Annotated in this window: 24 protein-coding genes and 5 pseudogenes; 11 read left to right on the forward strand and 18 right to left on the reverse strand. The window is 66.2% G+C overall.

The window, feature by feature from the left end; genetic code table 11:
• Window positions 1-4: 4 nt before the first annotated feature.
• Entirely contained in the window at window positions 5-433 is a 429-nt protein-coding gene (locus tag FND50_RS20660) for a nitroreductase family deazaflavin-dependent oxidoreductase (RefSeq protein WP_005569020.1), read from the reverse strand.
• A gap of 118 nt (window positions 434-551) precedes the next feature.
• Window positions 552-740, reverse strand: a complete 189-nt coding sequence (locus FND50_RS20665) for a ChaB family protein (protein ID WP_144286915.1) — start codon at window positions 738-740, stop codon at window positions 552-554.
• A 302-nt stretch (window positions 741-1,042) separates the two neighbouring features.
• Between FND50_RS20665 and FND50_RS20670 the strand changes: the two genes are divergently transcribed.
• Together FND50_RS20670 and FND50_RS20675 are read left to right on the forward strand one after the other, a co-directional pair.
• Window positions 1,043-1,279 carry a hypothetical protein gene (locus tag FND50_RS20670; RefSeq protein ID WP_260850561.1) on the forward strand — a complete coding sequence of 79 codons (237 nt, stop codon included), beginning with the start codon at window positions 1,043-1,045 and terminating at the stop codon, window positions 1,277-1,279.
• Window positions 1,276-1,482: a hypothetical protein gene (locus tag FND50_RS20675; RefSeq protein ID WP_005261917.1), complete on the forward strand. Its 207-nt coding sequence runs from the start codon at window positions 1,276-1,278 to the stop codon at window positions 1,480-1,482. The genes FND50_RS20670 and FND50_RS20675 overlap by 4 nt, the downstream gene beginning before the upstream one ends.
• 47 nt (window positions 1,483-1,529) lie before the next feature.
• On the opposite strand, the pseudogene FND50_RS20680 reads toward FND50_RS20675, so the two are convergent.
• Window positions 1,530-2,290 (reverse strand): annotated as a pseudogene (locus FND50_RS20680) (AraC family transcriptional regulator).
• On the opposite strand from FND50_RS20680, the gene FND50_RS20685 reads away from it, so the two are divergent.
• The 3 genes and pseudogenes from FND50_RS20685 to FND50_RS20695 all read left to right on the forward strand — a co-directional run bounded on the left by FND50_RS20685 (window position 2,271) and on the right by FND50_RS20695 (window position 4,392).
• On the forward strand, window positions 2,271-3,068 hold the full coding sequence (locus tag FND50_RS20685; protein WP_144286917.1) for a sulfite exporter TauE/SafE family protein: 798 nt from the start codon (window positions 2,271-2,273) through the stop codon (window positions 3,066-3,068). The pseudogene FND50_RS20680 and the gene FND50_RS20685 overlap by 20 nt on opposite strands.
• Before the next feature lie 183 nt (window positions 3,069-3,251).
• Window positions 3,252-3,476 (forward strand): low temperature requirement protein A, encoded by a 225-nt coding sequence (locus FND50_RS37610; protein WP_313905327.1) that lies wholly within the window; start codon window positions 3,252-3,254, stop codon window positions 3,474-3,476.
• Window positions 3,383-4,392: pseudogene (locus tag FND50_RS20695) on the forward strand (low temperature requirement protein A). Before FND50_RS37610 ends, FND50_RS20695 begins: the two are co-directional and overlap by 94 nt.
• 51 nt (window positions 4,393-4,443) lie before the next feature.
• Here FND50_RS20695 and FND50_RS20700 read toward each other — a convergent pair.
• Window positions 4,444-5,310: a helix-turn-helix domain-containing protein gene (locus FND50_RS20700; RefSeq protein ID WP_144286918.1), complete on the reverse strand. Its 867-nt coding sequence runs from the start codon at window positions 5,308-5,310 to the stop codon at window positions 4,444-4,446.
• A 185-nt stretch (window positions 5,311-5,495) separates the two neighbouring features.
• On the opposite strand from FND50_RS20700, the gene FND50_RS20705 reads away from it, so the two are divergent.
• From FND50_RS20705 to FND50_RS20725, 5 genes and pseudogenes are all read left to right on the forward strand, one after another.
• Window positions 5,496-6,422, forward strand: a complete 927-nt coding sequence (locus FND50_RS20705; protein WP_144286919.1) for an alpha/beta hydrolase — start codon at window positions 5,496-5,498, stop codon at window positions 6,420-6,422.
• Window positions 6,423-6,484: 62 nt separating this feature from the next.
• Complete coding sequence (locus FND50_RS20710; RefSeq protein ID WP_144286920.1) at window positions 6,485-7,390, forward strand: alpha/beta hydrolase; 906 nt, start codon at window positions 6,485-6,487, stop codon at window positions 7,388-7,390.
• Between the two features lie 177 nt (window positions 7,391-7,567).
• Window positions 7,568-8,292, forward strand: a pseudogene (locus tag FND50_RS20715) (nitroreductase).
• Window positions 8,293-8,392: 100 nt separating this feature from the next.
• A complete protein-coding gene (locus FND50_RS20720) occupies window positions 8,393-9,868 on the forward strand; it encodes an MFS transporter (protein WP_144286921.1) in 1,476 nt (491 codons plus the stop codon).
• On the forward strand, window positions 9,865-10,509 hold the full coding sequence (locus tag FND50_RS20725) for a TetR/AcrR family transcriptional regulator (protein ID WP_144286922.1): 645 nt from the start codon (window positions 9,865-9,867) through the stop codon (window positions 10,507-10,509). Before FND50_RS20720 ends, FND50_RS20725 begins: the two co-directional genes overlap by 4 nt.
• A gap of 345 nt (window positions 10,510-10,854) precedes the next feature.
• Here the strand turns inward: FND50_RS20725 and FND50_RS20735 are convergent, their stop codons facing one another.
• The 4 genes and pseudogenes from FND50_RS20735 to FND50_RS20745 all read right to left on the reverse strand — a co-directional run bounded on the left by FND50_RS20735 (window position 10,855) and on the right by FND50_RS20745 (window position 13,402).
• Window positions 10,855-11,739 (reverse strand): aldo/keto reductase, encoded by an 885-nt coding sequence (locus FND50_RS20735; RefSeq protein ID WP_144286923.1) that lies wholly within the window; start codon window positions 11,737-11,739, stop codon window positions 10,855-10,857.
• Between the two features lie 83 nt (window positions 11,740-11,822).
• A complete protein-coding gene (locus FND50_RS36930) occupies window positions 11,823-12,032 on the reverse strand; it encodes a hypothetical protein (RefSeq protein ID WP_260850564.1) in 210 nt (69 codons plus the stop codon).
• Between the two features lie 80 nt (window positions 12,033-12,112).
• Window positions 12,113-12,367 carry an MFS transporter gene (locus tag FND50_RS36935; RefSeq protein ID WP_260850565.1) on the reverse strand — a complete coding sequence of 85 codons (255 nt, stop codon included), beginning with the start codon at window positions 12,365-12,367 and terminating at the stop codon, window positions 12,113-12,115.
• A pseudogene (locus FND50_RS20745) lies at window positions 12,364-13,402 on the reverse strand (alcohol dehydrogenase catalytic domain-containing protein). The gene FND50_RS36935 and the pseudogene FND50_RS20745 overlap by 4 nt, the downstream one beginning before the upstream one ends.
• A gap of 239 nt (window positions 13,403-13,641) precedes the next feature.
• Between FND50_RS20745 and FND50_RS20750 the strand changes: the two are divergent.
• A pseudogene (locus FND50_RS20750) lies at window positions 13,642-14,339 on the forward strand (helix-turn-helix transcriptional regulator).
• Between the two features lie 71 nt (window positions 14,340-14,410).
• On the opposite strand, the gene FND50_RS20755 reads toward FND50_RS20750, so the two are convergent.
• From FND50_RS20755 to FND50_RS20805, 10 genes are all read right to left on the reverse strand, one after another.
• Entirely contained in the window at window positions 14,411-15,235 is an 825-nt protein-coding gene (locus FND50_RS20755; protein WP_144286924.1) for a bifunctional allantoicase/(S)-ureidoglycine aminohydrolase, read from the reverse strand.
• Between the two features lie 118 nt (window positions 15,236-15,353).
• Window positions 15,354-15,674, reverse strand: a complete 321-nt coding sequence (locus tag FND50_RS20760; RefSeq protein ID WP_144286925.1) for a DUF202 domain-containing protein — start codon at window positions 15,672-15,674, stop codon at window positions 15,354-15,356.
• Window positions 15,675-15,998, reverse strand: a complete 324-nt coding sequence (locus FND50_RS20765; RefSeq protein WP_260850566.1) for a YidH family protein — start codon at window positions 15,996-15,998, stop codon at window positions 15,675-15,677. It lies immediately after the preceding gene.
• Between the two features lie 29 nt (window positions 15,999-16,027).
• A complete protein-coding gene (locus tag FND50_RS20770) occupies window positions 16,028-17,023 on the reverse strand; it encodes a LysR family transcriptional regulator (protein WP_144286927.1) in 996 nt (331 codons plus the stop codon).
• Between the two features lie 46 nt (window positions 17,024-17,069).
• The gene (locus FND50_RS20775) at window positions 17,070-18,263 is read right to left on the reverse strand and encodes an acyl-CoA dehydrogenase family protein (RefSeq protein ID WP_144286928.1); all 1,194 of its coding nucleotides are present in this window, start codon (window positions 18,261-18,263) and stop codon (window positions 17,070-17,072) included.
• Between the two features lie 24 nt (window positions 18,264-18,287).
• A complete protein-coding gene (locus FND50_RS20780; protein ID WP_260850567.1) occupies window positions 18,288-19,481 on the reverse strand; it encodes a CaiB/BaiF CoA-transferase family protein in 1,194 nt (397 codons plus the stop codon).
• A gap of 5 nt (window positions 19,482-19,486) precedes the next feature.
• Window positions 19,487-20,602: an MFS transporter gene (locus tag FND50_RS20785; RefSeq protein ID WP_260850568.1), complete on the reverse strand. Its 1,116-nt coding sequence runs from the start codon at window positions 20,600-20,602 to the stop codon at window positions 19,487-19,489.
• 15 nt (window positions 20,603-20,617) lie between these two features.
• Window positions 20,618-21,762, reverse strand: a protein-coding gene (locus tag FND50_RS20790; RefSeq protein WP_144289124.1) for an IS3 family transposase whose coding sequence is annotated in 2 segments (ribosomal slippage) — window positions 20,618-21,483 and window positions 21,483-21,762 — 1,146 coding nt in all. Because the reading frame shifts where the segments join, the coding sequence is not laid out codon by codon here.
• Window positions 21,763-21,795: 33 nt separating this feature from the next.
• Window positions 21,796-22,092 (reverse strand): hypothetical protein, encoded by a 297-nt coding sequence (locus FND50_RS20795; protein ID WP_260850570.1) that lies wholly within the window; start codon window positions 22,090-22,092, stop codon window positions 21,796-21,798.
• 725 nt (window positions 22,093-22,817) lie between these two features.
• Window positions 22,818-25,790, reverse strand: coding sequence for a UPF0182 family protein (locus FND50_RS20805; protein WP_186301099.1), 2,973 nt, complete (start codon window positions 25,788-25,790; stop codon window positions 22,818-22,820).
• Between the last annotated feature and the right edge of the window lie 160 nt (window positions 25,791-25,950).

Consider the following 25,950-nt stretch of genomic DNA (forward strand, 5'->3'; position numbering starts at 1 on the left):
GAGGTCACCCGCGGCGCAGCGCCAGCACAGGGATCGTCCGGATGCCCGCGGTCTTCTCCGCGTACTCCGCAAAGCCGGGATACCGGCGCGCCTGCTCGGCGAAGATCCTATCCCGTTCGTCACCGGTCACCTCGACGACAGTCACCGGGAACTGCTCGGTGCCCCGTTCGACCTCTGCCTTGCCTGCGGTGACGAGGTTGTAGTACCAGTCGGGATTGGTCGGGGCACCGGCCTTGGAAGCGAAGACGTAGATAGTGTCCGGACCTTGCTCATCGGGTAGATACATCATCGGGCTCACGCGATCGCGCCCAGTCTTACGGCCCCGGTGGTGAACCAGCACCACCGGGGCGCCCTCGAATGGGCCACCCACTCGGCCCTGGTGTGCCCGGAATTCGGCAATGATGTTCGCGTTCCAGTCGTCGGGAGTGCTCATCCTGGGAATTGTCCTCGCCCGGCGCGGGAACAGGCGGCATTTCCGGTCGACGTTGTCGACTCGTGTCGCACTCGTTCCTTTGCTGACTGCGATGGCGACCAGTGCGGCAACGACAGAATCAGTCCTGCTTGGGCACCCAGTGGTCGGTGACGAGCTCGTAACTCTGTTTGAGCTCCCCGTACGCCGCTCGCTGGGCCTCCTCGCCATCGCCGTACCGCCGAACGGCCATCTCATGAGCCGTCGCGAAGGCCGCCTGCACCTCCTTCGACGATCGCCGCAGTGTCTGTGGCAGCTCGGTTCGGTTCACCGCTCCACTCCTTCTCTGTCATGGCCGTGATGTACCCCTCGATTGTCCGCCCGGGACCCCCGCGGCGGTACCGGGTTGACCGGGTTTTCCGATGTCGGCCGCCGGGCGCAGGCACGACGTACGCACGGAACCCGCACCGGCGATCACAGGTTTTCAGGTGGGTCTCCGCAGTGACCTGCCAACGGTGTAGACCGGCGAACACCTGGCACCGGGCACCGGTATGGGTAACAATGACCTCGGATAACACACGGCAACGCCAAATTCATTCTCGCCGAAGGGAAGTCCACACCGGAGGAGACTCGATGCCCGTTTCGCCACACACTTTGTTACAGCACGTCCAGGATCGCACCACCGACCTACGCCGATGGTTGGATACCGGCGACAACACCACCGCCCTGACGGCGTATCTGCGCGACGAACCCGTCGACCACCGATGGCTCACCACCTACAAGCGACTCACGCACGACCTGCTGAGGGCGGTCGACCACGCTCGCTCGCCCACGGCGCCGCACGAGACGCCAACCCCGGACCGTCGATGAACAACGACCAGCGCCGGGCGCTCGAACACGTACGCGACACCTGCGCCATGCTGGACAGTTTTCTGACCACCCACCCGAGCGACCGACCACCCGAACGGGTCCGATCGGCCACCTTCGAGCAGCTCACCGACGACCTCCTCGACGCCGTTACCGCAGCACAGAACGCCGGAGTACCGGAACAACGCATCTTCGACAGCATGTGACAACCATCGTCGCCGGTAGGCTGCTTTCTCCGCCGGGGCCCCGCCACTCAGCGGTTCGCGGAACCGTCTTCGCGGCGACCCGACACGGACGGCGGCATTCCGAACTCGCGGCTGAAGGCGAAAGAGAAAGCTGCCGGAGATGCGTAACCGTGGGTCGAGGCGACCCGGGTCACCGGCTGCGAGCGCAGCATCGGGATGGCGGCCAGCAACCGGGCCCGTAGGCGCCAAGCCGCCGGACTGATCCCCACCTCGCCTAGGAATCGCCGGGTGAAGGCGCGTTCGCTCATCGCCACTCGGCCTGCCCGCTCGGCATTCGTCACGCCGACCTCCGGCTTGCCGAGATAGGAACGGCACAACGCGACCAGGTCGGCCGACGTGGGCAGCGTCAGGTGCAGGGGCAGCGACCTCAGAGTTGCCAGCTCGAACAGCAACAGTGCCGCGATGGCACCCTCCCGACAGTCGCGGTCGTACTCGGCGGGTAGATCGGCGGCGAGGAGCAGCAATTCGCGGAGCAGCGATGACACTTCGCCCACGACGCACACCGTGGGCCACCACGGCACCGCAGCTGGTTCGATGTAGAGACAGCTCGTACTCACGCCGAGGATCCGCACCCGATGCCCTGTGGCGGGAGGAATCATGACACCCTGCGCGGTGGGGACCGTCCAGGTGCCGTTGCCTGTCTCGACAACCATTGTTCCTGTAGCTCCGTACAGGAATTGCGCACGACGGTGTCGTGCCAGTCCAGCACGACGCCGGCCGGATAGTCGGTCGCGATCGGGAGAGTGGATATGTTCGTTCTCGTTCTCATCGGCCTCGTGACCGGGTTGACCACCGTCCTGTTCGGTTTCGGCGGCGGGTTCGTGACCGTCCCGGTCGTCCTGTGGGCAGAAGCAGGGCTCGGTGACTCGGCCGCCCGGGTCGCAGTCGCAACATCCGCAGCGGTGATGGTGGTGAATGCCGCCGTCGCCACGTCCGCAACCTCCGGCGCGGTGCTGCGTCACTTGCGTGACTCTCGTTGCCTGCTTGCACTTCTCGGTCTCGGAGGCGTGGTAGGTGCGTTGCTTGCCCGGCTCGTACCCGGCGCCATCATCCAGTGGGGATTCGTCACCTATCTCGTCGGGACGATCGTTGATGTCCTGGTACGACCGGGCTTCTTCCGACCGACGGCGCCGCACACCACCGACTCTCGGCGACGGTTCGCCATACCGACCTCGCTCGGGTTACCGATCGGCGCGAGCGCAGCATTTCTCGGCGTCGGCGGCAGTGTCATGACGGTGCCTCTCCTGCGCCGCTCCGGACTGGGGATGGGTGTCGCCACCGCACTCGCAAACCCACTGACCCTCGCCATCAGCCTGCCGGCGGCCCTGATCTTTCTCATCGGCCACGGTCCCGGATCGCCTGCCGGGGCCGCCCTGGTCGGCTCCGTCGACCTGGCCGCGGCCCTGGCGCTCCTCCTCGGCGCACTCCCGGTGATCGTCACGCTCAGGCGGCGCCCACCCCGTCTGCCCGACCGTGTGCACGCGATCAGTTACATACTGCTCCTCGTCGCGGTCACCATGACCACTGCGCTTGCTGCGCTTCGGTAACCGCAAGAACGTCGTACCATTCAGCATGTTCAAGGCCACGCGCATAGTCATGGCGGTACCCGCTTGCGTGACTGGGACTCGCGTCTCGGTATAGGGGACCGACAGCGTTGGCCCCACCGCCGCCGAAACGGCCGTCCCGCTCGAGGTCGCCGGATAGGATTCTGCGCCGAGGAGGGATCCATGATGGTCCGGGAAGCGCGCATTACCCATCGCGAGGTTTCGCCACTCGAACTCTTCTTCGACCTGGTGTTCGTGCTGGCGATCGGTCAGCTCACCCATCATCCCTTCGATCATGGGGCGGTGACGCCGAGACCCTGGCGGCGCTCGTTGCGGCGTGCGGTGTCTGGGCCTTCACCACCTTCGAGGTCACACTGCTCGACATCGAGCGCACCGGTACGGGGGTCGTGACGATCACGGTGATGGGCCTGGGGTTGTTCATGAACGCAGGCATCGGGCACGCTTACGACGACAGTCCGTGGCTGTTCGTCGTCCCGATGCTGTTGGCGCTGAACGGCCCCGCCATCTATGCGGCGGCCACCGCCCCCACTCCCCTTCTTCGTCGGCATTTCCTCCACGTGTTGATCTGGTTCGCGGTCTCCGCACCCTTCTGGGTGGCCGGTGCCGCGCTGGACACGCAATGGCGTATGTGGTGCTGGGCCGTGGCGGCGCTCATCGACCTCGTCGGAACGTGGACCGCGCACCCTGTGTCGGGCGGGGCGATACGAACGCAGCAACTTCCGTTCGACGCCGAACACATGCTGGAGCGCATGCGGCTGTTCCTCATCATCCTTCTGGGCGAAACGGTGCTGACCCTGGGCCGCGTGATTGCCGACATCATTCCGATGCCCTCACACTCGTGCTCGCCGCAGGTTGCTTCGTCGCCCTCGTCTGTCTGTGGGCGGTCTACTTCGGGCGGGCCGAACAACTCGCGGAAAGCCATATCGCCGCGACCGAAAATCCGATCCGCTCCGTGCACATCGGGATCAACGTGATCTACGGCGTCGTCACCGGCCTCGTCATGTTCGCCGCGGGAAGTGAAACGGTGCTCGCGCATACCGGCGCCGCCCGAGCGGGGGTGGGCGGTGTGCTGATGCTCGCAGGTCCGGCGATCTACCTGCTCGTACACGCTTTCTACTTTCGCATCACCACCGGCACCGGCTGGATCCCACGCGCGGTCGGCGCCGCGGTACTCGGGCTGGCAGCCATCGCGGCCTTCTGGCTACCGGCCTACGCCGTCGTCGTCGCGCTGGTCCTCATCCTCCTCGTGCTGGCCGTCCACCTGAACCGAGAGCCCCACGACGAGCCCGCCGCCGAACGATATTGAGCCCACCGATGTAAGGCCACGTCGACGGCAGCCGACTCTCCTTCCCGGACTTCAGGAGTGCTGATGTTCGGGTCTGTCGGATGCGGCCCAGCTGGAGAGCAGGCGGAGGGACTCCTCGGAGGGAGAACCGGGCGCGGCGGTGAATCCGAACAGGGTGAGACCAGCCGCACTGGCAACCTCGAGCGCCTCGAAGCGCAGAGTCAGATCCCCGACGACTGGGTGATGGAACCGTTTGGTGCCTCGCCGGTGTGCTTTGATGTCGTGCGCCGCCCAGCGCGTGCGGAACTCGTCGCTGCGAGTGGCCAACTCGCCGACGAGGCCGGTGACCGCTGCCGAGTACGGGGACCGCGCCGCCTCGCCCCGGAGTATTGCGACCGCGTCGTCGGCCGCGTGGTTCCAGTCGGGGAACGTATCGTCGGCGCGGCGGTCGAGGAAGATGAAGCGGGCGAGGTTGGGTACGCCGTCCGAGCGGTCGAACACGTCGGCGTACAGGGCGCGGCCGAGGGCATTGGCCGCGACGATGTCGAGGTGGCCGTTCTGGACCACGGCGGGCGCGGTGATCATCGCGTCGACGAGCGCCTGGACCGGCTCGGGGACCTCCACGCGCGCCCGGGAAGTGTTTCGGCGGCGCGGCCTCGTGGTCGCGGCGCGGGCGAGGGCGAACAGGTGCTTGGTCTCCTCGTCGTCGAGCCGCAGCGCGGTTGCAATCGCGTGTAGCACCTCGTCCGACACCCCTCCGACGTCGCCACGTTCGATCTGCACGTAGTACTCGGCGCTGACTCCGGCGAGCATCGCGACTTCCTCCCGGCGCAGCCCCGCGACGCGGCGCCGACCTCCCGTGGGCAGACCCACCTGGTCAGGTGTGATGCGTGCGCGGCGGGTCGTCAGGAAGTCCTTGATCTCCTTGGCGATTTCCATCTCACCAGCTTAGGGACGGTCGGCAGCCCGTGGGAGGGGCTGCGGGTACCCCCGATAACCGGCCTCTGGTTCGGGGGTGTGGATCGCAGCAGAGTGGTGTGAGGACGCGGTTCGGGACCCCCGAACCGATTATCGAGATCCAGACCGTCCGGCGGGTTCCGCCGGACGACGAAGGGAATGAGCGCATGACCACGAACGCGATCGAGACCGTCAGCGTGAAGACGCCGTACTGGGACATCGCTGCAGACATCCACTTCCCGCCGGACTTCGACGAGTCGAAGCAGTACCCGGCCGTCATCAGCGCGCACCCGATCGGCAGCTGCAAGGAGCAGACCGCTGGCAACGTGTACGGCACCGCCCTCGCCGAGGCAGGCTACGTGGTGATCGCGTTCGACGCCAGCTACCAGGGCGCCAGCGGCGGCGAGCCCCGATTCATCGAAGACCCCACCCAACGGGTCCAGGACTTCAGCTACGTCATCGACCACCTCGTCACGCTCCCGTACGTCGACGCCGACCGGATCGGCGTGCTCGGCATCTGCGGAGGTGGTGGGTACTCGATCAGCGCGGCGACGACGGAACGGCGGATCAAGGTCGTCGGCAGTGTCGTCGGCGTGAACTTCGGCCACCTGTTGCACGAGGCGTTCAGTGGCTACGACCCGATCGCGACTTTAGAGGCGGTCGCCGCACAGCGCACCGCCGAGGCCCGTGGAGCCGGTCGGGTGGTCGAAAATCTGCTACCGCCCACCGCGGACGCCGCGACCGGAATGGGACTCGATGTCGTCGAGGCGACCGAGTACTACAAGACCAGTCGAGGCGAGAAACCGAACGGTGCGACCCGCAGCCTGGTGTCGCGACGTGCGGCCGGGTATGGATGGGACGCGTTCACCAATGCCGAGGTACTGCTCACCCAGCCGTTGTGCGTCGTCGTCGGAGACAAGCCCGGCGCGTTCGGCTCCTACCGGGACGGCCTCGAGATCTACCGACGCGCGCGCTCCGAGACGAAGCAGCTCGTAGTGGCCGAAGGCTGGTCGCACTACGACCTGTACGACAAGCCCGAACCGGTCGGGCAGGCCCTCGACGCCCTCATCCCCTTCTACAACAAGAACCTCTGACCGCAAGCAATCAGGAGAACTCAGCAACGGACACGATCACCTTCCCCAACGGCCCGATCACCATGGCCGGCAACCTGCATCTCCCCGGCGACTTCGATCCGCAGCGCAGCTACCCGGCCATCGTCACCGTTCACCCCGGCGGCGGTGTGAAGGAACAGACCGCGGGCCTGTACGCCGCGAAGCTGGCCGACGAGGGCTTCGTCGCCCTGGCCTACGACGCCTCGTTCCAGGGCGAGAGCGGTGGCGAGCCGCACCACCTCGAAGACCCGTTCGCCCGGGTGGAGGACGTCCGCGCCGCCGTCGACTTCCTGCAGAGCCTGGATTACGTGGATTCCGAACGAATCGGCGTCCTCGGCGTGTGCGCGGGCGGCGGCTACGCGGTGAACGCGGCCCTGACCGATTACCGGATCAAGGCCGTCACCACCGTCAGCGCCGTGAACATCGGCACCTCGTTCCGGCGCGGGTGGTACGGAACCGACTCCGACGCCGCCGCGGTACCCACGCTGCAGGCGGTCGCTCAGCAGCGGACCGCCGAAGCGCAGGGCGCCGAGGCCCAAGGGGCGGACCCGGCCTACATCCCGTACGTTCCGGAGCAGCCGGACGAAAACACCCCCCGCGACCTGGTCGAGGCGCACGACTACTACCTCACGCCGCGGGCACAGCACCCGAACGCGAAGAACAAGCAGCTGTTCACCAAGAGCATCTCGCGGATCTTCACGTTCGACGCGTTCCACCTCGTCGAGGACCTGTTCACCGCGCCGCTGCTCATCGTCGCGGGCAGCGAAGCCGGTTCACTGTGGATGTCCACCGAACTGCACGGCCGGGTCCGCAGCCCCAAGAAGCTCGTGGTCGTGGAGGGGGGCACCCACATGGACTTCTACGACGTGCCGAAGTACGTCGACCACGCCGCAGCGGAAGCTACCCCGTTTTTCCGGGAGAACCTGGCGGCTCACTCCGAAGGGAACTGACCAGCCCGATGCGGTCCTCCCGGGCCTCTGGAATCCCCAGTGGCCCGGGAGGTCTCGGCATCGCCACTCCAGCTTCCGAGTTGCCTCAATGATTCCTCTACCACGTCGCGGCCCGTCCCACCCGTCACTTCTCGATGACCGAGAGCCCGGCATCGAGGCGAATTGATTTTATACATTATGCGCTATGTTGCGAACATGACCGCGTCAGCCGGTATCACCACCACCCCGACGGACGAGGCCACCGTCCTGGAGCATCTTCTGGCCACCCGATGGAGTTGCCGCGCCTACCAGGACCGTCCGGTTCCTGAAGAAACGATCGATCGCCTACTCACCGTCGCGCAACGATCGGCATCGTGGTGCAATACGCAGCCATGGCAGGTCATCGTGACCAGCGGGGAGGCCACGGAACGCTTCCGCGAAGCAATGACGAACAGCGCGCGAAACAACCAGCCCAAGTTCGACTTCGATGCCCCAGCCGAGTACCGCGGCGTCTACCGTGAGCGGCGACGCGCCAGCGGTTGGCAGCTGTATCAGGCCGTCGGCGTGGAGCGCAGCGACCGCGAAGCGTCCGCCCGCCAGGCATTCGAGAACTTTCGATTCTTCGGCGCGCCGCACGTCGCGATCATCACCACCGACGCGGTGCAAGGGGTGTACGGGGCTGTCGACACCGGCCTGTACGTGGGCACGTTCCTACTCGCGGCACGGAGCCTCGGGCTCGGAGCAATCCCCCAGGCCGCGCTCGCCAGCCATTCCCCCTCATCCGCGAGCACTTCGGCATCCCGGCGGATCGAAAGATCCTGGTCGGCATCTCGTTCGGCTTCGCCGACACCGACCACCCGGCCAACAACTACCGCACCACGCGGGCACCGCTGAACGAAGTCGTGACGCGGGTCCGCGAATAGGCCTCGCGGCAACAACGGAGGCGATGTCGCGCTGACCCTCCGCTTCGAATGATAGATTCTCCGCATGCGGAGTGAACGCTCCGCTTTGTTGGGAGTATTCATGAAAACCGCTTCGCTGCGGACGCACTATCAGCTGACATTTGCCGTTCTCACTATTGGTGTCGGTGCTTTTGCCCTGCTGCAGTCACTGTTGATGCCGGTGTTGCCCACCCTCGAGTCGGCGCTGGGCACGACACAGGCCGACGTCACGTGGGTGCTAACTGCCTACCTGCTGTCGGCATCGATCTTCACCCCGGTCATGGGTCGCCTCGGCGACATGCACGGCAAGAAGCGGCTGTTCGTCGTGGCACTCGTCGCACTGGCGGCGGGGTCGCTGCTCGCAGCCCTGGCCACGTCGCTGCCGGTGATGATCGCCGCGCGGGTGATCCAGGGAATCGGTGGCGGCGTGCTGCCCCTGGCGTTCGGCATCATCCGCGACGAGTTCCCCGAGGACAAGGTGGTCGGAGCGGTCGGCGTCATCGCCGCGCTCACCGCTGTCGGCGCCGGCCTCGGCATCGTCCTCGCCGGTCCCATCGTGACCGTGCTCGGCTTTCACTGGCTCTTCTGGATTCCGCTGATCATGGTCGTCCTCGCCGGGTTGGCCGCGCAGATCCTGGTCCCCGAGTCTCCCGTTCGCACCGCCGGAAAGATCAACTGGCTCACCGCACTGCTGCTGTCCGGATGGCTCGTTGCGTTGCTGCTCGGCGTCAGTCAGGCACCGACCTGGGGCTGGGGCTCTCCGATCGTCATCGGACTGCTGGTGACCGCCGCAGTCATCGCGGTGACGTGGGTAGTGGTTGAATCGCGATCCTCCAACCCGCTGATCGACATGACGATGATGCGAATCCGCAGCGTCTGGGCCGCCAACCTGTTGGCGCTGCTGATGGGGGTCGGCATGTACGCCGCGTTCGGCTTCCTGCCGCAATTTCTGCAGACGCCCGCGTCGGCCGGATATGGCTTTGGTTCGTCGGTCACCGAGTCAGGTCTGATGCTGCTGCCCGTGAGCGTGGGAATGTTCCTGCTCGGACTCGCCTCAGGCCGCCTGGCAGCTCGACTGGGTTCGAAAAACCTGCTGATCGCAGGGTCGATCGTCAGTGCGATCGGCTACTTCGTGGTGGCTCTTCTGCATGACACCGAGATGGACATCTACCTCGCCACGTCATTGGTCGGAATCGGTTTCGGCCTGGCCTTCTCGGCGATGTCGAACGTTGTCGTCGCCGCCGTGCCACCCGAACAAACCGGTGTCGCCAGCGGCATGAACGCCAACATCCGCACGATCGGGGGCTCGCTGGGCGCTGCCTGCATGGCCAGCGTCGTCACCGCCGGGGCGTCCACGTCTGGGGTGCCGCAGGAATCCGGCTACACCAACGGCTTCGTCATGCTGGGCGTGGCAGTGGCCCTTGGCGCCGTCGCGGCCCTGTTCATCCCGGCAATGAAGCGGGACAAGACCACCAATCTCGAAGAGTCGCCCGAGCTGCGACATCCAGAACTCGCGATGATCGCCGGAGGCACGCTGGTGGGCGACGAATCCGAATGAGGTCCGATGTGAGCGTTCAGGGAAGCGAAAAGCCGCTGCGCCGCGACGCCGCGGAGAATCGGCAAAGACTACTCGATGCGGCAGCGACCGTGTTCACTGCGCGCGGCCTGGATGTGGGCGTCGACGAGATCGCCCGGGTCGCCGGCGTCGGCATCGGCACCCTCTACCGCCGATTCCCCACCAAAGATGCGCTGATCAGTGAACTGGTTCGCCAGGTGCTCGAAGACTTCCTCGCCCTGGCCCGTGATGCCGCGTCCGCGCCGGAGGGCGAGGGGCTGGAGCAGGTGCTCTACGGTAGCGGAGCCATCCTGGCGTCGAACCGCGGATGCCTGTCTCGCATGTGGAACGACGATCAGACCACAGTTCTGAGGAATGAATATCGACGCATCCTATTCGAGTTGCTGACGCAAGCCAAGCAGCACGGCCGCATCCGCGAGGACGCCACCGACGCCGACCTGGACCTGATCTTCTGGTCCCTCCGCGGCGTCGTCGCGACGACACGCGGCGTCACCGACACCGGCTGGCGCAGAATCCTCACGGTCATGATCGCGGGATTGCGGCCCGGCGCGGAAAAACTCGATGCGGCACCGATGAACGCACAGGAAGTCGCACAAATCATGGAAAATCTGTGGCCTCGATAAGGTGCGGCGGGTGGCGAGGGAACACTGCCCCGTCAGGTATTCGTCGTCGGTGACGTGCTCGAGCCAGGTCGTGGTGGCCGGGTCGTCGGCGTTGTCGAGCATGGCGAGGTGTTCATGAACGAGTCGGTGCTTGCTCCGGGCCAATGTTGTTCGTTCGGTGGGCAGTAGAGGGTTTGACCGGCGTGTGCTTCGACCTTCTGTCCGCCGCGGGACTGTACCAGGCAGTTCCTTCGGTGATGTGCAGGGTCTGACCCTGGGCGTGCGAGCGCCACGCGGTGCGGGCGCCGGGCGCAAAACGCACTTTCACCACTACCATTCGCTGACCGGGGTCGCTCTCTGCATTCCTCAGGCTTCGGGGATCTCGAGGCCGAATGTCTCGCGGGTGATGTCGTCCGGTTCCGGGCCGCCGCGCACACCGGTGTCGAGAGCGTCGATCGCGGCGAGTTGATCGGCGGTGAGCTCGAAGTCGAAGACGTCGAAATTCTCGGCGATACGCGACGGGGTGACCGATTTCGGAATCACCTGGCGGCCCTGCTGCAGGTGCCATCTCAGCATTGTCTGCGCCGGCGTCTTACCGTGTGCCGCTGCGATGTTCCCGATGGTGGGATCGTCGAGTGTGGAGCCGTGGGAGCCGTCGCGGTAGAAGGTGATGCCACCGATCGGGGACCATGCCTGGGACAGAATCCCGTAGTCGGCGTTGGCAGTGAGCACGTCGGATTGACGGAAGTACGGGTGTACCTCGATTTGGTTGACCGCCGGCACCACTGATGTTTCGTCCCGCAGTCTCGTGAGGTGGTCGGACATGAAATTGCTGACACCGATGGCGCGGACGCGACCGTCCCCGAGCAGCGTCTCGAGCGCTGTGTAGGCCTCGACGGTGAGGGTGAACTCGCCGGGCAGTGGCTGGTGCAGAATCAGCAGGTCGATCTGATCGATGCCGAGTTTGCGGGCGCTCTTGTCGAAGGCGTGCAGCGTCGCGTCGTAGCCGTAGTCGGTGATCCAGATCTTGGTCTCGACGAAGATGGCCGAGCGATCGATGCCCGAACGGTGTATGGCTTCGCCGACCTCGCGTTCGTTCTGATAAGCAGCGGCGGTGTCGATGTGCCGATATCCGGCCTCCAATGCCGCCTCGACCGCTGCAACGGTGTCATCGGGCGGCGTCTGGTACACACCGAAACCCATTGCCGGCATCGTGATTTCGTTGTTCAAGGTCAATTGGGGAATGGTCATGTTTCAACCTTAAGTTCGGTCTGCGTGCGCTGGGAGTGCCTGTCGAACCAGGTACCGGCAGTACCTGGTTCGACCAGCGGATTTCATGCGGCGGGTCGGTGCAGAGCCGAACCCGAACCGCGGTGCCGTGCGGCGGGCACGATCACCGTGAGGACGACGACCAGCGCGACGGCGAGCAGTATGGTGCCCCCGGTGATCGCGGCGCCGACGTGGTCGGTCACCGCTGTTGGTCCCTCGAGATTGCCGCCTGTGTTGGCCGAGAGTGCGACGAGGACGCCCAACCCGAGTCCCATTCCGAGTTGATGGGCTGTGTTGGTCAGCCCGGATGCCGCGCGGGCGTCCGCCGAATCGACACCGGCGATTCCTGCGTTCGTCAGCGGCCCGAACGCCAGGCCCTGCCCGGCGCCCCCGCGTGGGCGGCCATCAGGAGCAGTCCACCGAACACCAGAGCATAAGCGTCCTGAACCCACGACAGCGCCGCCGGTGACAGTTCGAGCCCGGATCGGATGCTCGGCAACCCGGTGAAAATCACCGAGTTGTCCAGCAACACCATGAAATAGCTCGCCAGGATGATTCCCAGTAACGCGGCCGGGGTGGCCGTGATGCGACCGGAAAAAGCTGTGGTCACGGCCGGACCGCGACCTTGAGCGCGTCGCGGGAATCCATCGCGGCGTAGCCCTCCGGCGTCTGACCGAGGCCGACGGTCCGGTCGAACACCCTCCCCGGCTGGACGGTGCCGTCCAGGACTGCCGGAAGCAGCTGCTCGATGTAGGCGCGCACCGGCGCCGGACCACCGGTCAGGGTGATGTTCGGCCCGAACAGGCTCCCGAACCCGACGGGCGCGTCCTCGTACTGGGGCACCCCCACACGACTGATCACTCCGCCCGCGCGGACGACGCCAACGGCCTGATCGTAAGCGGGCCGGTGACCGACCGCCTCGAGGACGACCGCGCTGCCCAGTCCGCCGGTCAGCTCACGAACCTTCGCGATCCCCTCCTCGCCACGCTCGGCAACTACCTCGGTCGCACCGAACTCGCGACCGAGGTCGGTGCGCACCTGGTGCCGCCCCATCAAGACGATCTGCTCGGCGCCGAGCCGACGAGCCGACAGCACCGCCAACAATCCCACCGCCCCGTCACCGATCACCGTCACGACACTGCCCTCTCCGACGTCGCCGCGAACCGCAGCATGCCAGCCGGTGCCGTACACGTCCGACAACGTCAGCAAGGAGTCGAGCAGCGCATCGTCGGCGTCCTCGCCCACCGGCACCTTCACCAGCGTGCCGTCGGCCAGCGGCACCCGGACCGCCTCGGCCTGACCCCCCGCCGTGCCCAACGAGGTGTCATTCCAGAACCCGCCGCGCACACACGAGGTTTGCAGACCCGCGGCGCAGAACACGCACGTGCCACACGACACCGCGAACGGTGCGATGACGAAGTCACCGACCCGCAACGTCCTCACATCCGAACCGATCGCTTCGACGACACCGATGAACTCGTGGCCCATCGATCTGGACGTCCATGGCGTGATAGGGATGCAGGTCGCTGCCACATACGCAGGCCCACACGATCCGTACCAGAGCGTCGGTCGAGGACTGGATGGTGTGATCAGGAACATCGATGACGCGGACATCGCCCGCGCCGAACATGTACGTCGCTTTCATGCGATCCAGTTGACCCCTATTCCGGTCGCCCGGGGAGTCACGGACGTTCCGGGTACTGCCAGTACCTCCCACATCCGGCGACCACTGCCTACCGTGGACTCATGAGTTCGATCGACCTGCGCACCGAAATCCGCGAGTTCCTCGGCACCCGGCGCGCACGCATCACCCCGGAGCAGAGCGGACTACCCGTGTACGGCGGCAACCGCCGTGTCAAAGGCCTGCGCCGCGAAGAGGTCGCCATGCTCGCCGGAGTCTCGGTCGACTACTACGTCCGCATGGAACGCGGCAACCTCGCCGGCGCCTCCGACAGCGTCCTCGACGCGCTGGTCGTCGCCCTGCAACTCGACGACGCCGAACGCGACCACCTCTTCGCCCTCGCCCGCCAATCGCAAGCAAGCACCACCCGCCGCCCCCGCACCCCGGCGGTGACCGTCCGCCCGGCAATCCAGCAAGTACTCGACGCCATCACGGACGCGCCGGCCTGGATCCGCAACGGCCGCCACGACGTCATCGCCATGAACGACCTCGCCCGCGCCCTCTACTCCCCCGTGCTCGCCGATCCCCGCCGCCCCGCCAACACCACGCGCTTCGTCTACCTCCACCCTCAGGCGGCCGAAGAATTCTTCGTCGACTACGACACCATTGCCAGGGACGCCGCCGCCATGCTCCGGCTCGAAGCAGGCCGCAACCCCCACGACAAAGCACTCATCGCACTGGTCGGGGGACTGTCCACCGAAGCGAACTCTTCCGCCGGCGCTGGGCGTCACAAGACGTCCGCTTCCACCGCAGCGGGCGAAAACGCCTGCGCCACCCCGCTGTCAGACAACTCGACCTCGACTTCGAAGCACTCGAACTTCCCTCCGAACCCGGCCTACAACTGAACATCTACACCGCAGCCGCCGGCACCGAACACACCGCTCCCGGCAGACCACATTGATCCCTGCGCACAGCGGATCGGAATGCCGCCCCCTTGCGACAACGACAGGGGCACACAGGATCATGTCACATTTACGAGAGTCCGAGCTGAAGGCCGGCGTGCCGGTTGGTGTCTTTGTAGAGCAGATAGCGGAAACGACTCGGCCCGCCCGCGTAGCACGCCTGGGGGCAGAAGGCACGCAACCATAGGAAGTCGCCCGCTTGTACTTCGACCCAATCCTTGTTGAGCAGATACACCGCCTTGCCCTCGAGTATGTACAGACCGTGTTCCATGACGTGCGTCTCGGGGAACGGGATCGCACCTCCCGGTTCGAAGGACACGATGTTGACGTGCATGTCGTGGCGGATGTCGGTCGGATCGACGAACCGCTGGGTCTTCCATGCCCCATTCGTGTCGAGCATCTCGACGCCGTCGACATCTTGCTCCCGGGTCACGAAAGACTCGGGCACCTCGATGCCGTCGACCTGCTGATAGGTCTTGCGGATCCAGTGGAACGTCGCGGTGGCCGGACCGTGGTTGTGCAAGGTCCACCGGGCGCCGGGAGCGAGGAAGGCGTAGCCCCCCGCATCCAGCACATGCTCGACCCCGTCGAGTGTGAGGGTCAGCGGCCCGTCGACAACGAACACGACCGCCTCGGCGCCCGGATCGGCATCGGGACGATCACTGCCGCCACCAGACGACACCTCGACGATGTACTGCGAGAAGGTCTCCGCGAATCCGGACAACGGCCGCGCCAGCACCCACGCCCTGGTCCCATTCCAGTGCGGCAGCAGACTGGCGGTGATGTCGCTCATCGTGCGACGCGGCAGGATCGCGTAGGACTCCGTGAAGACCGCGCGGTCGGTGGTCAGGTCGGTTTGCGGCGGCAGGCCGCCTCGCGGAATGTAGTAGTTCATGCTTTCCTAATCGGGTTGTCGGGACAGTGGCGTGCCACCGGTGGTGTCGATCTTCCGCCTGTGGGTCTCACACGAGAATATTCGTGGGGAGGGTTCCGGCTGCACCCGAGTCCGGACGTCAGTGCGCAAGAACCCACAGTCCACTGAGGCTCAGCACGACGATGCTCACGGCCAGGACAGCTCCGGCGCCGAGTGCCGGTGTTGCGGACTCTGTCGCAAATCTCGTCATTCGGTGGGACCGTGACCGATGCTCGTGAACCGTGACTCCGGCAACGAGTGCGCCGACGATCACCGGTCCGACCAGCGCTATGGAGTTGCTGGGCGGAAGCCAACGCAGGCAGGCCACTACCAACCCGAGAATCGACACACTCGTCCGTGCGAAGGACAGCGAGGTGCGCTCGGGCTGAAGCCCGGCGTCGGTCGACTGAGTCGCGACCATTCAGAACCTCAGAACTTCGACGACCAAGACGGATGCGCAGACGACGAGCACCACACCGACGACCGGTGCCATTACCGGAACCGGCAGCGTGCGGCCCGTCCGCAGTGCTCGCTCGGCAGTGATCCACTGGACGAAAGACGCGACCGCGACGACGGCACCCGAAATGAGGAGCAGTGCGGCCAGCCCCGTACGAACGGCAGGCGGGAGCAGACTGCCACCGAAGGCCTCGACCCCGAGGCCGGAGGCGACGAATGCCGTGGCCGTGCGCATCCAGGCCAGATAGGTGCGTTCGTTCGCGAGCGTGAAGCGTGGGTCGGGGTCCATTCCGGAACGAAACGGTGTCCAGTTCGGCATCAGGTGCCAGGTCCTTTCCGAGTGCGGTGTCTGTTCATTTCCCCTTCGGTCTGTTCCGTCAGGGCGGCGTCGAGAAGCGACGCGCCCGCTTCCTCCAGTTCGGCGATCCGGACGTTGCGCCGTGCCAGGTCCGCGTGGCTCTGGACGGCGAAGCTCCGCGCGGCGGGGGTCAGGGCCCCGGGGCGGTGCACGATGCCGAACGGCGTCCGGATCTCCGGATCGGTTTCGACGACGACCGCGCCCAATCGGTGAGCGGCCGTCGCCATCCGCAGCGGCAGCAATGCGCTGACGGCACCGTTGAGGACCAGCGTCATCTGCGCGTGCCGGTTCGGCATCTGCGCCCGGACCAGTGGAATCACCGACTCTCGTCGTAGCATCGAGGCGACGATGTCGTTCTCACGTAGCGCCGAGTTACTTACCACGAGCGGCACACCCTCGAGCCGCCGCAGCTCGAACGGCGCGTCCGGGGTGGCGGTCCCGGGCGGCATCACGAGCAACAGCCTCTGGTCCCCCAGTTCCACTCGCTCGAGGTTCTCCGTCGGAACGGGAAAGGTGGTGAATCCGAGCTCGCAGTGCCCGGCAAGCACCTCGTCGCAGAGTTCCCTGGCGCCGGGAAACTCCAACAGCTCGATCCGGATCTCGGGGTAGAGACTCGTGAACGAGGCACTCCACGCGGCGACCGCCTCGCTGGACATCTCCGGCATCGTGCCGATCGTGACGGACCCGACCTGCAGTTCACGAGCCCCGCGCATGATGTCCTGCGCGGCGACGAGGTCGCCGAGCACTTTGCGGGCAGGCTCCACCAGCAGCTGGCCCGCGGGGTTGAGCACGAGATTTCGGCCGGTCCGGTGAAACAGGCTCAGCTTCAGCTCACGTTCGAGCTGACGGATGCCCTGTGAGAGCGATGCCTGCGCGACGTGCAGGTGTTGAGCCGCCCGGTTCACACCCCGGTGCTCGACAACGGCTAGGAAGTACTCGAGTTGTCGGATGTCCATGGCCTCATACTTCCCTCCGCCCCGGCGGACCGGCGCTCCTTCCGTGTCAGGCGCGGTAGGAGTCGGGCAGTGTCCCGTCGACGCCGACTTGTCTGATCATGGCCTTGGCGAGGTTCCGCTCGTGGATCGGCGAGGATCCCTCGTAGATGCGGAGCGCACGAACGTCACGCCACATCCGCGGCACGGGGTGCGAACCGACGATGCCCTCACCGCCCAGAAGCTGAACGCAACGGTCGGCGACCCGGCTCGCCATCTCGGAGCTGTACAGCTTGGCGGCGGCGATGCGGTGGCGTGGGATGTCGCCCTCGTCGAAGGCTCGCGCACTCTCCACTGTCAGTGCACGTCCGGCCTCGAGTTCGGCGAAGCCGGCCCCGAGCGTCGCCTGAACCGCGCCGAGCTCCGCCAGCGGAGCACCGAACTGTCTGCGGCCGTTGACATGTGAAGTCGCCTCTTCCAACATGCGAGTCGCCTGACCGACACAGGTCGCGGCAACATGCAGACGCGCGTGATTGATGCCGCGCAGTGCCATCGTCAGCCCCGCGCCTTCGATGTTCCCGAGAAGGTTCGCCGCAGGCACCTCGACACCGTCGAAGTAGATCTCGCCGACCGGTGCCTCGGCGTGCCCGTTCATGATCGTGGGCAGGACCGTCCGCACGCCGGGTGAGTCGGCGTCCACGATGAGGGCAGACACCCCGCCGGCGCCCTCGTCCGATTCGTCGGTCCGCGCGAAGACGATGAACGCGTCCGCCCAGGCAGCGTTCGTGATGTAGCGCTTGCTCCCGTCGAGCAGGTACACGTCGCCTCGACGCACGGCGGTGGTGCGCAGGTGGGCCGCATCCGAGCCTGCCGCTTCCTCGGTGAGGGCGAATGCCGTGACCAACTCGCCTGCGGCCATGGCGGGAAGCATCCGCAGGCGCTGTTCCTCGGTGCCGTGATCGAGGATCGCCTGCGAGCACAGTCCGATCACGGTCGAGAAGCGTGAGCGGTAGACGCACGACGCACGGGTGAATTCGAAGGTGAGTCGTACCTGCTGCTCCATCGACCATTCGAGGCCGCCGTATGTGCGGGGTATGGAGATGCCGAACAGGCCGAGTGCCGCCATCCGGTCGAGGATTCGGGCGGGAACCGCACCCGCCTCGACCATCTCGTTCTCGGCTGGGACGAGTTCGTTTTCGGTGAAGTCGGCGATCACCTTCAGGTAGGTGGGGAAGTCGTAGTCCAAGACCTCTGGGTCGATCATGTAGGGATCCTTTCGAAATGGGTGTCAGTTGAGTGCGGAGTCGCCGACAACGCAGCTGTCGAGCAATCCGGCCACTTCCTCGTCCGTGTAGCCGAGTTCGTGCAGGACGGCCGAGGTGTGCTGACCGGTGGCCGGTGCGGCGACCGATGTGGTGCGGCGACGGCCGTCGAGCGTGAACGCCAGCCCGGGACTGGTGAACGACGTGCCGTCGGCTCCGGCGACGTCGACGAGAACCCCGGACGCCACGACGTCCTTGTCTTCGGCCAGGTCGTCGAAGGATCGTATTGCGCCGCATACTATCTGGGCGGACCGCAATCGCTCGACGGTCTGATCGCGCGTCATCGTGCCGAACGCTTCGGACAGAGTCGTCAAGAGTGCGTGCCGGTGCGCGACGCGCGCCGGGTTGTCGACGAACCGCGGATCGTCGATCATGTCCGGGCGATCGATGAGATGACACAGAGCAGACCACTTTTCGTCCGTGTAGGCCGAGAGCACGATCTTTCCATCCGTCAGGCTGACGACGTCTGCAGCCGGAGCGGCGTGTGCCTGGCCGTTGCCCTTGCGCCGCGGTGCCTGCCCGGTGATCGTGTACTCCCCCCAGTTCGCCGCCTGCATCGCCAGTGTCGCCTCCATCAGCGAGGTCTGAACGTGCGCGCCTCGACCGGTCGACGTTCGCCGGTACAGCGCGGCGAGGATGCCGGTGGCGAGCGCATTGGCCGCGGTGACGTCGGCGGCGGGCAGCCCCAGCCGTTGCGGCTCCCCGTCCGCTTCCCCGGTGGCATGCATCAGCCCGAACTCCGCCTGCGCTGCGATGTCGAGTCCCGGACGGGCGCTCGAGGGCCCGTTGACCCCGAATCCGGTCACGCTTCCGTGCACGAGTCGGGGGTAACGGCGGCTCAGTTCGTCCGCTCCGATTCCCAGACGTTCGGCGGAGCCGTTGCGGAAATTCTGAACCAGCACATCGGCTTCGGCCAGCAACCGGTGGAGAATCACCCGGGCTTCCTCTCGGCTCAAATCGAGGGCGATGCTGCGCTTGTCCCGGTTGTAGGCCTGCACCATCGCTTCGCCGAACGTGCCGATACTCCGAGCCTGATCGCCGCGCAAGCTCTCGACTTTCAGGACGTCCGCGCCGAGATCCGCGAGGGTCTGACAGGCACTGGGTCCGGCGATGTATTGGCCGAGGTCGAGTACCCGGATGCCGGTGAGGGGTCCACGCATGGTGCTCACCGTGCCTCTCGCGCCGCGTATTCGGCGGTCAGATTCTCGAGCCTGGCCTTGGCCCTCTCGGGGTTGAGCATCACGCCACCGACGACACCGAGCACGCACACCGTGATGCCGACGAACATGAAACCGATCGAGTAGCCCTGCGCCGCGCTGGGTGCATGCTCGACGATCAGTCCGAGGGCGTACGGGGCAACGATGCCCGCGACGCTGTAGGCGGCGATGATGCAGCCGAAGAACGCCACCCGCTGCCGGGCCGGCAGGAAGTCGGACGCACCGGCAAAGGCGACGGAGAACGCGACACTGTTGACCGCAAACGCGGCAATCACGAATATCAGCTGCAACGGTCCCGGCGCGAGCTGGGTGAAGATCACCATCGAGATGCCTCCGACCAGCAGATACGCCCCGGTGAGGTAGCCGCGCGCGACCCGTGCGCTGTAGCCCTTCCGGAGCAGCCGGCCGGACAGCAGCCCCGCCGAGAGCAGGACCGCAACCGCGACGATGTACGGCAATGTCACCAGCGTGCCGACGGTGCTCGCCGAGTACCCGAGCCCCTCGTTCATGTACGCCGGCAGCCACGCCACCTTGAGCGAGGAGATCAGGTAACCGGCGAACGAGAGGAGGACCAGGCCCCAGAAACTCTGCAACATCAGCAGGCGGCGGAAGGGAACCACGATGTGGCCGTTGGGGTCGTCGATCTTCGCGACGCCCTCGACCGCAGCCTCGGTCCGCTTGAACGGCAACTTCTCGGTGTACCAGAACCACCCGATCACCCACAGCACACCCAGCGCAACGAGGACAGCGAACGCGGCGTGCCAGGACCAGGTCAGGATCACCCAGGTCAGCACAGGGGCAGCCACCAGCGGGCCCACCGAGGAGCCGGCGTTGACGAGGGCGCCGGCCGTCGCCCTCTTGTCCGGCGCAAAGCGGTCGGCGACGATCGACTGACACAGCGCGTGCGCGGGACCTTCGAAGAAGCCCAACGCAATTCGGCACGCGAGGAGCACACCGAACGACGTCTGAACGGTCAGGGGCAACATGCTGACAATCCAGGTCACCATCAGCAGTCCGGCACCCCAGGTGTACGAGATCGGGACTGCCCCCACCCTGGTTGACACACGGGGTGTGCAGTTTCAGGCCGCGTGTGCGGTCTGATGGAGCGTCTCATATTCGACGGGTGTCAGTCGACCGAGACCGCGTTGCCGGCGCCGCCGGTGGTAGGTCGTCTCGATCCACCCGACGATCGCCAACCGTAGTTCCTCACGGCTGCTCCAGCGGCGACGGTCGAGGACATTGCGTTGCAGCAACGCGAAGAACGATTCCATCGCCGCATTGTCACCACATGCCCCCACCTTCCCCATGGAAGCTTGTAAACCATTGCAGGACAACAATTCTACGAACAATCCGGAACGAAATTGGCTGCCGCGATCGGAATGTACGACGGTGCCGTCCGGGTTGCGGAGCGCGATAGCATTTCGCAGCGCCGAACACGCCAGGTCCGCGGTCATCCGGTCCGCGATCGAATAGCCGACGATCCGGGTGGAGAAGCAGTCCTTGATCGCGCAGAGGTAGAGCTTGCCCTCATCGGTCCAGTGCTCGGTGATGTCGGTCAGCCACAGCCGGTCGGGCTGCTGGGCGCTGAACTGCCGCCTGACGAGGTCGTCATGGACCGGTGGCCCGGATCGGCGATGAAGTCCTCGCTTCTTCGCGAACACCGAGAAGATTCGCTGCAGCGAACACAGTCGGTGGACGCGGTTCTCGCCGGCGACGATGCCGTGGGTGGGTAGTTCGTCGGCGATGAACCGGTATCCGAATTCCGGATCTGCGGCGTGGATATCAAGTGCGGCGTTGATCAGATGGGCATCGTCCCAGTCCCGTCGGGACACGGGATCGGTGTTCCACTTGTAGAACGCTTGCCGGGAGAATCCCAGCACCCGGCAGGTCACCGCGACGGCGATACCGTCGGCGGCAAGGTCGCGGACCAGCGGGAACATCATTTTGGGTTGACATCCCTCGATAGGTAGGCCACCGCCCGACGCATCACCTCCGCCTCCTGTTCGAGCAGCCGGATACGTTTGCGGGCCTCGCGGAGCTCGTCGGATTCGTCCCGTGCGAGGCCGGGTCGGGTGCCGTCCTCGATGTCGGCCTTGCGCAGCCAGTTCTTCAGACAGGTCTCGGAGATCCCGAAATCCTTCGCGATCTGCTCCAGCGGGGCTTCGCGTTTGCGGGCCACGGCGACGACGTCGCGGCGGAACTCCTCCGGGTACGGCTTCGGCATGTCGATCATCCTTCCACCGTGAGGGCGAATCCCTCACAGGTCAGGTGTCAACCAGAGCCGGGGCAGTCCCATCTTGCGGAGTACCGCGGTGAGGGCGACCGCACCGACCGCGAACAGCCAGAAGAAGGCACTGCTGAGCAACCCATACTGACCTGCGGTGATTCCGAGGTTGTCACGGATCTGGTGGCTCGCCAGTCCGATCGCGGCTTTGTCGGCAAAGTTCAGCGTGAAGAACAGGAACAGCAGAACGACAATGCCCCACGCACGACGGCTCGCCGGGCGCGGCCGCCGCTGTCCGGTGTCGCCCGGACTGGTTTCGATCGTCACCATGAATATCCTCCGGAAGTGTGAGCGCTCAGGCAGTGGATGGCCCCGACGGCAGATGCGATGGGTCCCGGGAGCGGTACCAACAGCACAGCCGAGTCGCGGCGCAGCATCAACCGGCAATCCGCGGTCGGACCATACGGTTTTGCCTATAGGTTCTGGTCAGGTACGTCCTGCGAGCCGGAACCGGGGCCACAACGACGGGCAGACTGGGGCACTGCGGACGCGTGCCCCAGTGGGTCACGTTGCCAGCATGGACGTGCGGCAGATGGAGTATTTTCTGCAGTCGTGGACAACGGCGGCATCAACAGAGCGGCCGAGACCTTGCACGTCGCCCGGCAGCCGACTTCCGAATCGCAGCGGACAGTAACGTTTTCAACACCGACTTCCTGACCGCCGGCTTTCCCGGCGACCTCGCCGGCATCTGATTCCCTGACGCGCTGCGCGCCGATTGCCGTGCGGTTCGAACTCGAACCGCGCGTCTTACATGAGGAACGGGTGCCCCGTGCCCGAATGTGGCACTGCCTCACGCTAGAGGTCCTCCAGGAATCCTCGAGCCGTTCGGTAGTCGACTTGTCCAACGCCGCCATCGGGTCGAGGGCGGCGAAGGGACGGGCCGGGGTGCACGTACGCGGCCGGCGGGTGGTTCTGGCCGGCCTACCCGGCGTCGTCGAACCTGTGACTTTCTTTACAGCACACCGTCATTGAACGGAGCGTGCGGAGGGGACGCGTCAACGCGGGGTTCCGCCGGCGACCAGATAGGTGTCGATGGCCTGTTGAAGGCGGTCCAGGGCCGCGCCGTAGGCGGTGAAGTCGCCGGTGCGTTGCGCCTCGCGCAGGTTGGCCAGGGCGTCGTTGAGTTCGAGGACCGCGGCGGTCAGCTGGTCCGGTGCCGCCGGCGGCGGGGCGCCCGGTGGAGGCGGCGCCGGCGGTTGCCCGCCGGTAGGTGGTGGTGTGGTGGCGTCGCCGCCGGGTGCGGTGGCGACGGCGCCGGTGCCGGTGCCGAAGACCTGGTCGAGGGCCTCGGCGAGAGTGGGGGCGTAGCCGATCCGCACTCCGCCCGTGCCCGGTTCGCGGTAGCTGACCAGCACCCGCGCCAGCTGCGGGAAGGTGGAACCGTTGGGCGTGCTGGTCAAACGTTCGGTGAAAACCGGTTCGACGTAGAGGATGCCGCCGTCGGCGATCGGCAGCGTCAGCAGGTTGGCGTAGTAGATCCGATTGGACCGCTCGAGCAGGGTGCGCTCGGACGCGACGCGAGTGTCGGAGATCATCGAGTTCTGGGTCTGCCGCGGGCCCTGGGTCTGGGTATCCGTCGGCAACCGCAGAATATCGATCCTGCCGTAGTTTTCGGGGTCGGAGTGCACCGAGAGGTAGGCGGAGAGGAATTCGCGGTTGAAGCCGACCATGGCGCTGGTGAGCCGGAAGGACGGGGCCGCGGTGTCGGCGTCGCCGACCAGGACGTAGTACGGCGGCTGCTCCCCACCGGTGTCTGCGGTCGGATCGCTGGGCACCGACCAGAACGCGTTGGTAGTGAAGAACTCCCGCGGATCATCGACGTGATACTTCGCCAGCAGGTCCCGCTGCAGGCGGAACAAATCCTCGGGGTAGCGGAAGTGCGCGCGCAGCTCGGTCGGGATTGCCTTCGGCGGCTGCACGGTGCCGGGGAACACGCTCATCCACGCCCGCAGGACCGGGTCGTTCTCGTCGATCTGGTAGAGGGTGACGGTGCCGTCGTAGGCGTCGACGGTGGCCTTCACCGAGTTCCGCACGTAGGACACGTGCTCGGGGGGCGAGGTGCGGCCGGTCTCGGTGACGATCGGCGCAGTGAGTGAACCGACCTGCGAGTACGGGTAGTGCGCGGCGGTGGTGTAGCCGTCGACGATCCACACGATCCGACCGCCGACCACCGCAGGATACGGGTTGGAGTCGGTGGTCAGCCACGGAGCGACGTGTTCGACGCGGGTGGCCGGGTCCCGGTTGAAGATGATCTTCGACTCGGGCCCGATGGCGCCGGAGAACAGGATGTTGCGTTCGGCGTACCGGGCGGCGAACGCCAACCGGTTGAACCAATTACCCACCGGCACCCCACCGGTGCCGGTGTAGGTGTACTGGGCGGTGTCGGTGTCGTACTCGCGCGGCGGCGCACCCTCCGGGCTGCCGACGATGGCGTAGTCCGGGTCCACCTGCGCGATCACCTCACCGAAGTAGATGCGCGGTTGCTCGACCGGGATCACCTGGTCGCCGCCCGCCTGGGAGGCGATGTCGCTGACCGCGTATATCGGGTACCCGCTGTCGCTGCTCGCGCTCTGCCCGGCGACATCGCGGACGGCAGCGTTGACCCTATTGGCGGGGGCGGCGATGAACCCGTTGCCGTGGGTGTAGACGGTGTGCCGGTTGATCCACTGGGTCTGGTTGCCGCTGAGGCTGTTCGGGGAGAGCTCGCGGGCGGCGACGATGTAGTCTGCGAGTTGTCCGTCGATGGTGTAGCGGTCGATGTTGAGGTGCTCGGGGAAGCCGTAGAAATTCTTCAGCTGTTGCTGCTGGGTGAAGGTGCGCGAGAGCACGGTCGGGTCCAACAGGCGGGCGTTGGCGATGGTGGTGACGTCGGCGGGAATGTCCCGGGGCGGCCGGGTGCCCACCCCGGGGTAGTCGAGGTAGTCGACCCGGTCCGGGCCGAGTCCGTAGGCCTGCCGGGTCGCGGCGATGTTGCGTTCGATGTAGGGACTCTCCCGGTCGGCGGCGTTCGGGCGGACCGAGAACTGCTCGATCAGCGCCGGATAGATTCCGCCGACCAGGATCGCCGAGAGCACCAGCAGTGCCGTGGCCATCGCCGGGATCCGCAGGTCCCGCACCGCGATCGCGGCGAAGAACGCCACCGCGCACAGCACCGCGATCGCGACCATGATCAACCGGGCCGGCAGCACCGCATTGATGTCGGTGTACCCGGCCCCAGTGAAGGTGGGTTCCTTCCGGCCGCTCCACAACAACGAGTACCGGTCGAGCCAGTAGGACGCCGCCTTCAGCGCGATGAACGTGCCCGCGAGCACCGCGAGCTGGATGCGCGCCGGCCGGGACACCTCGATGACGTGGTCCTTGCTCGGTGTCAGCCGGACGCCGCCGAACAGGTAGTGGGTTCCCAGGCCGATCAGCAACGCCAGGAACACCGCGATGAACAGCCACGTCAGGATCAAGCGGTAGAACGGCAGGTCGAAGACGTAGAAGCCGATGTCGTACCCGAACTCCGCGTCCACGGTGCCGAAGCCGCCGCCGTGCAAGAACAGTTGCACCGTCTCCCAACTCGCCTGCGCGTGCAGCCCGAACGGCAGCGCCAGCAGCAGCGCGATCCCCACCGTGAACGACCGGGGGCGGCGCAGCACCTCCGTCCGATACCGCTCGAGCGGATCCTTCGCCTCGGCCGCGGCCGAGTCCTCGACCGCGAACAGTGGGCGGGACCGGTACGCCCACACCATGGCCGCGAAGATCACCGCACCCACCAGCAGCGTCACCGCCGTGAACAGGATCAGCCGGGTGACCAGCACGGTCCCCCACACGCGGCGGTAGCCGACCTCACCGAACCACAGCCAATCGGTATACACCAGGACCAGACGCGGCCCGATCACCAGCAACGCAACGAGAGCCACCGTCACCATGATCGTGACCCGGGCCCGCCGCGGCAGCGCCCGCATCCGGTCGGACGGTTGCATGGCCACCTCCCACGGGTCGGGCTCGTAAGGAGCCCAGCCGCCGCGGACCACCCCGCCCGATGCAGCGAAGGCGTCCGTATCACCCCATTCTAGGCGGCGCCGGGCTCGTCCTGGCCGGCGCGCACTCGGCACCGGAACGAGTGCCGCCGGGTTCGATGGC

The organism is Rhodococcus sp. WB9 (assembly GCF_007558985.1).
GTDB classification, from domain to species: domain Bacteria; phylum Actinomycetota; class Actinomycetes; order Mycobacteriales; family Mycobacteriaceae; genus Rhodococcus_F; species Rhodococcus_F opacus.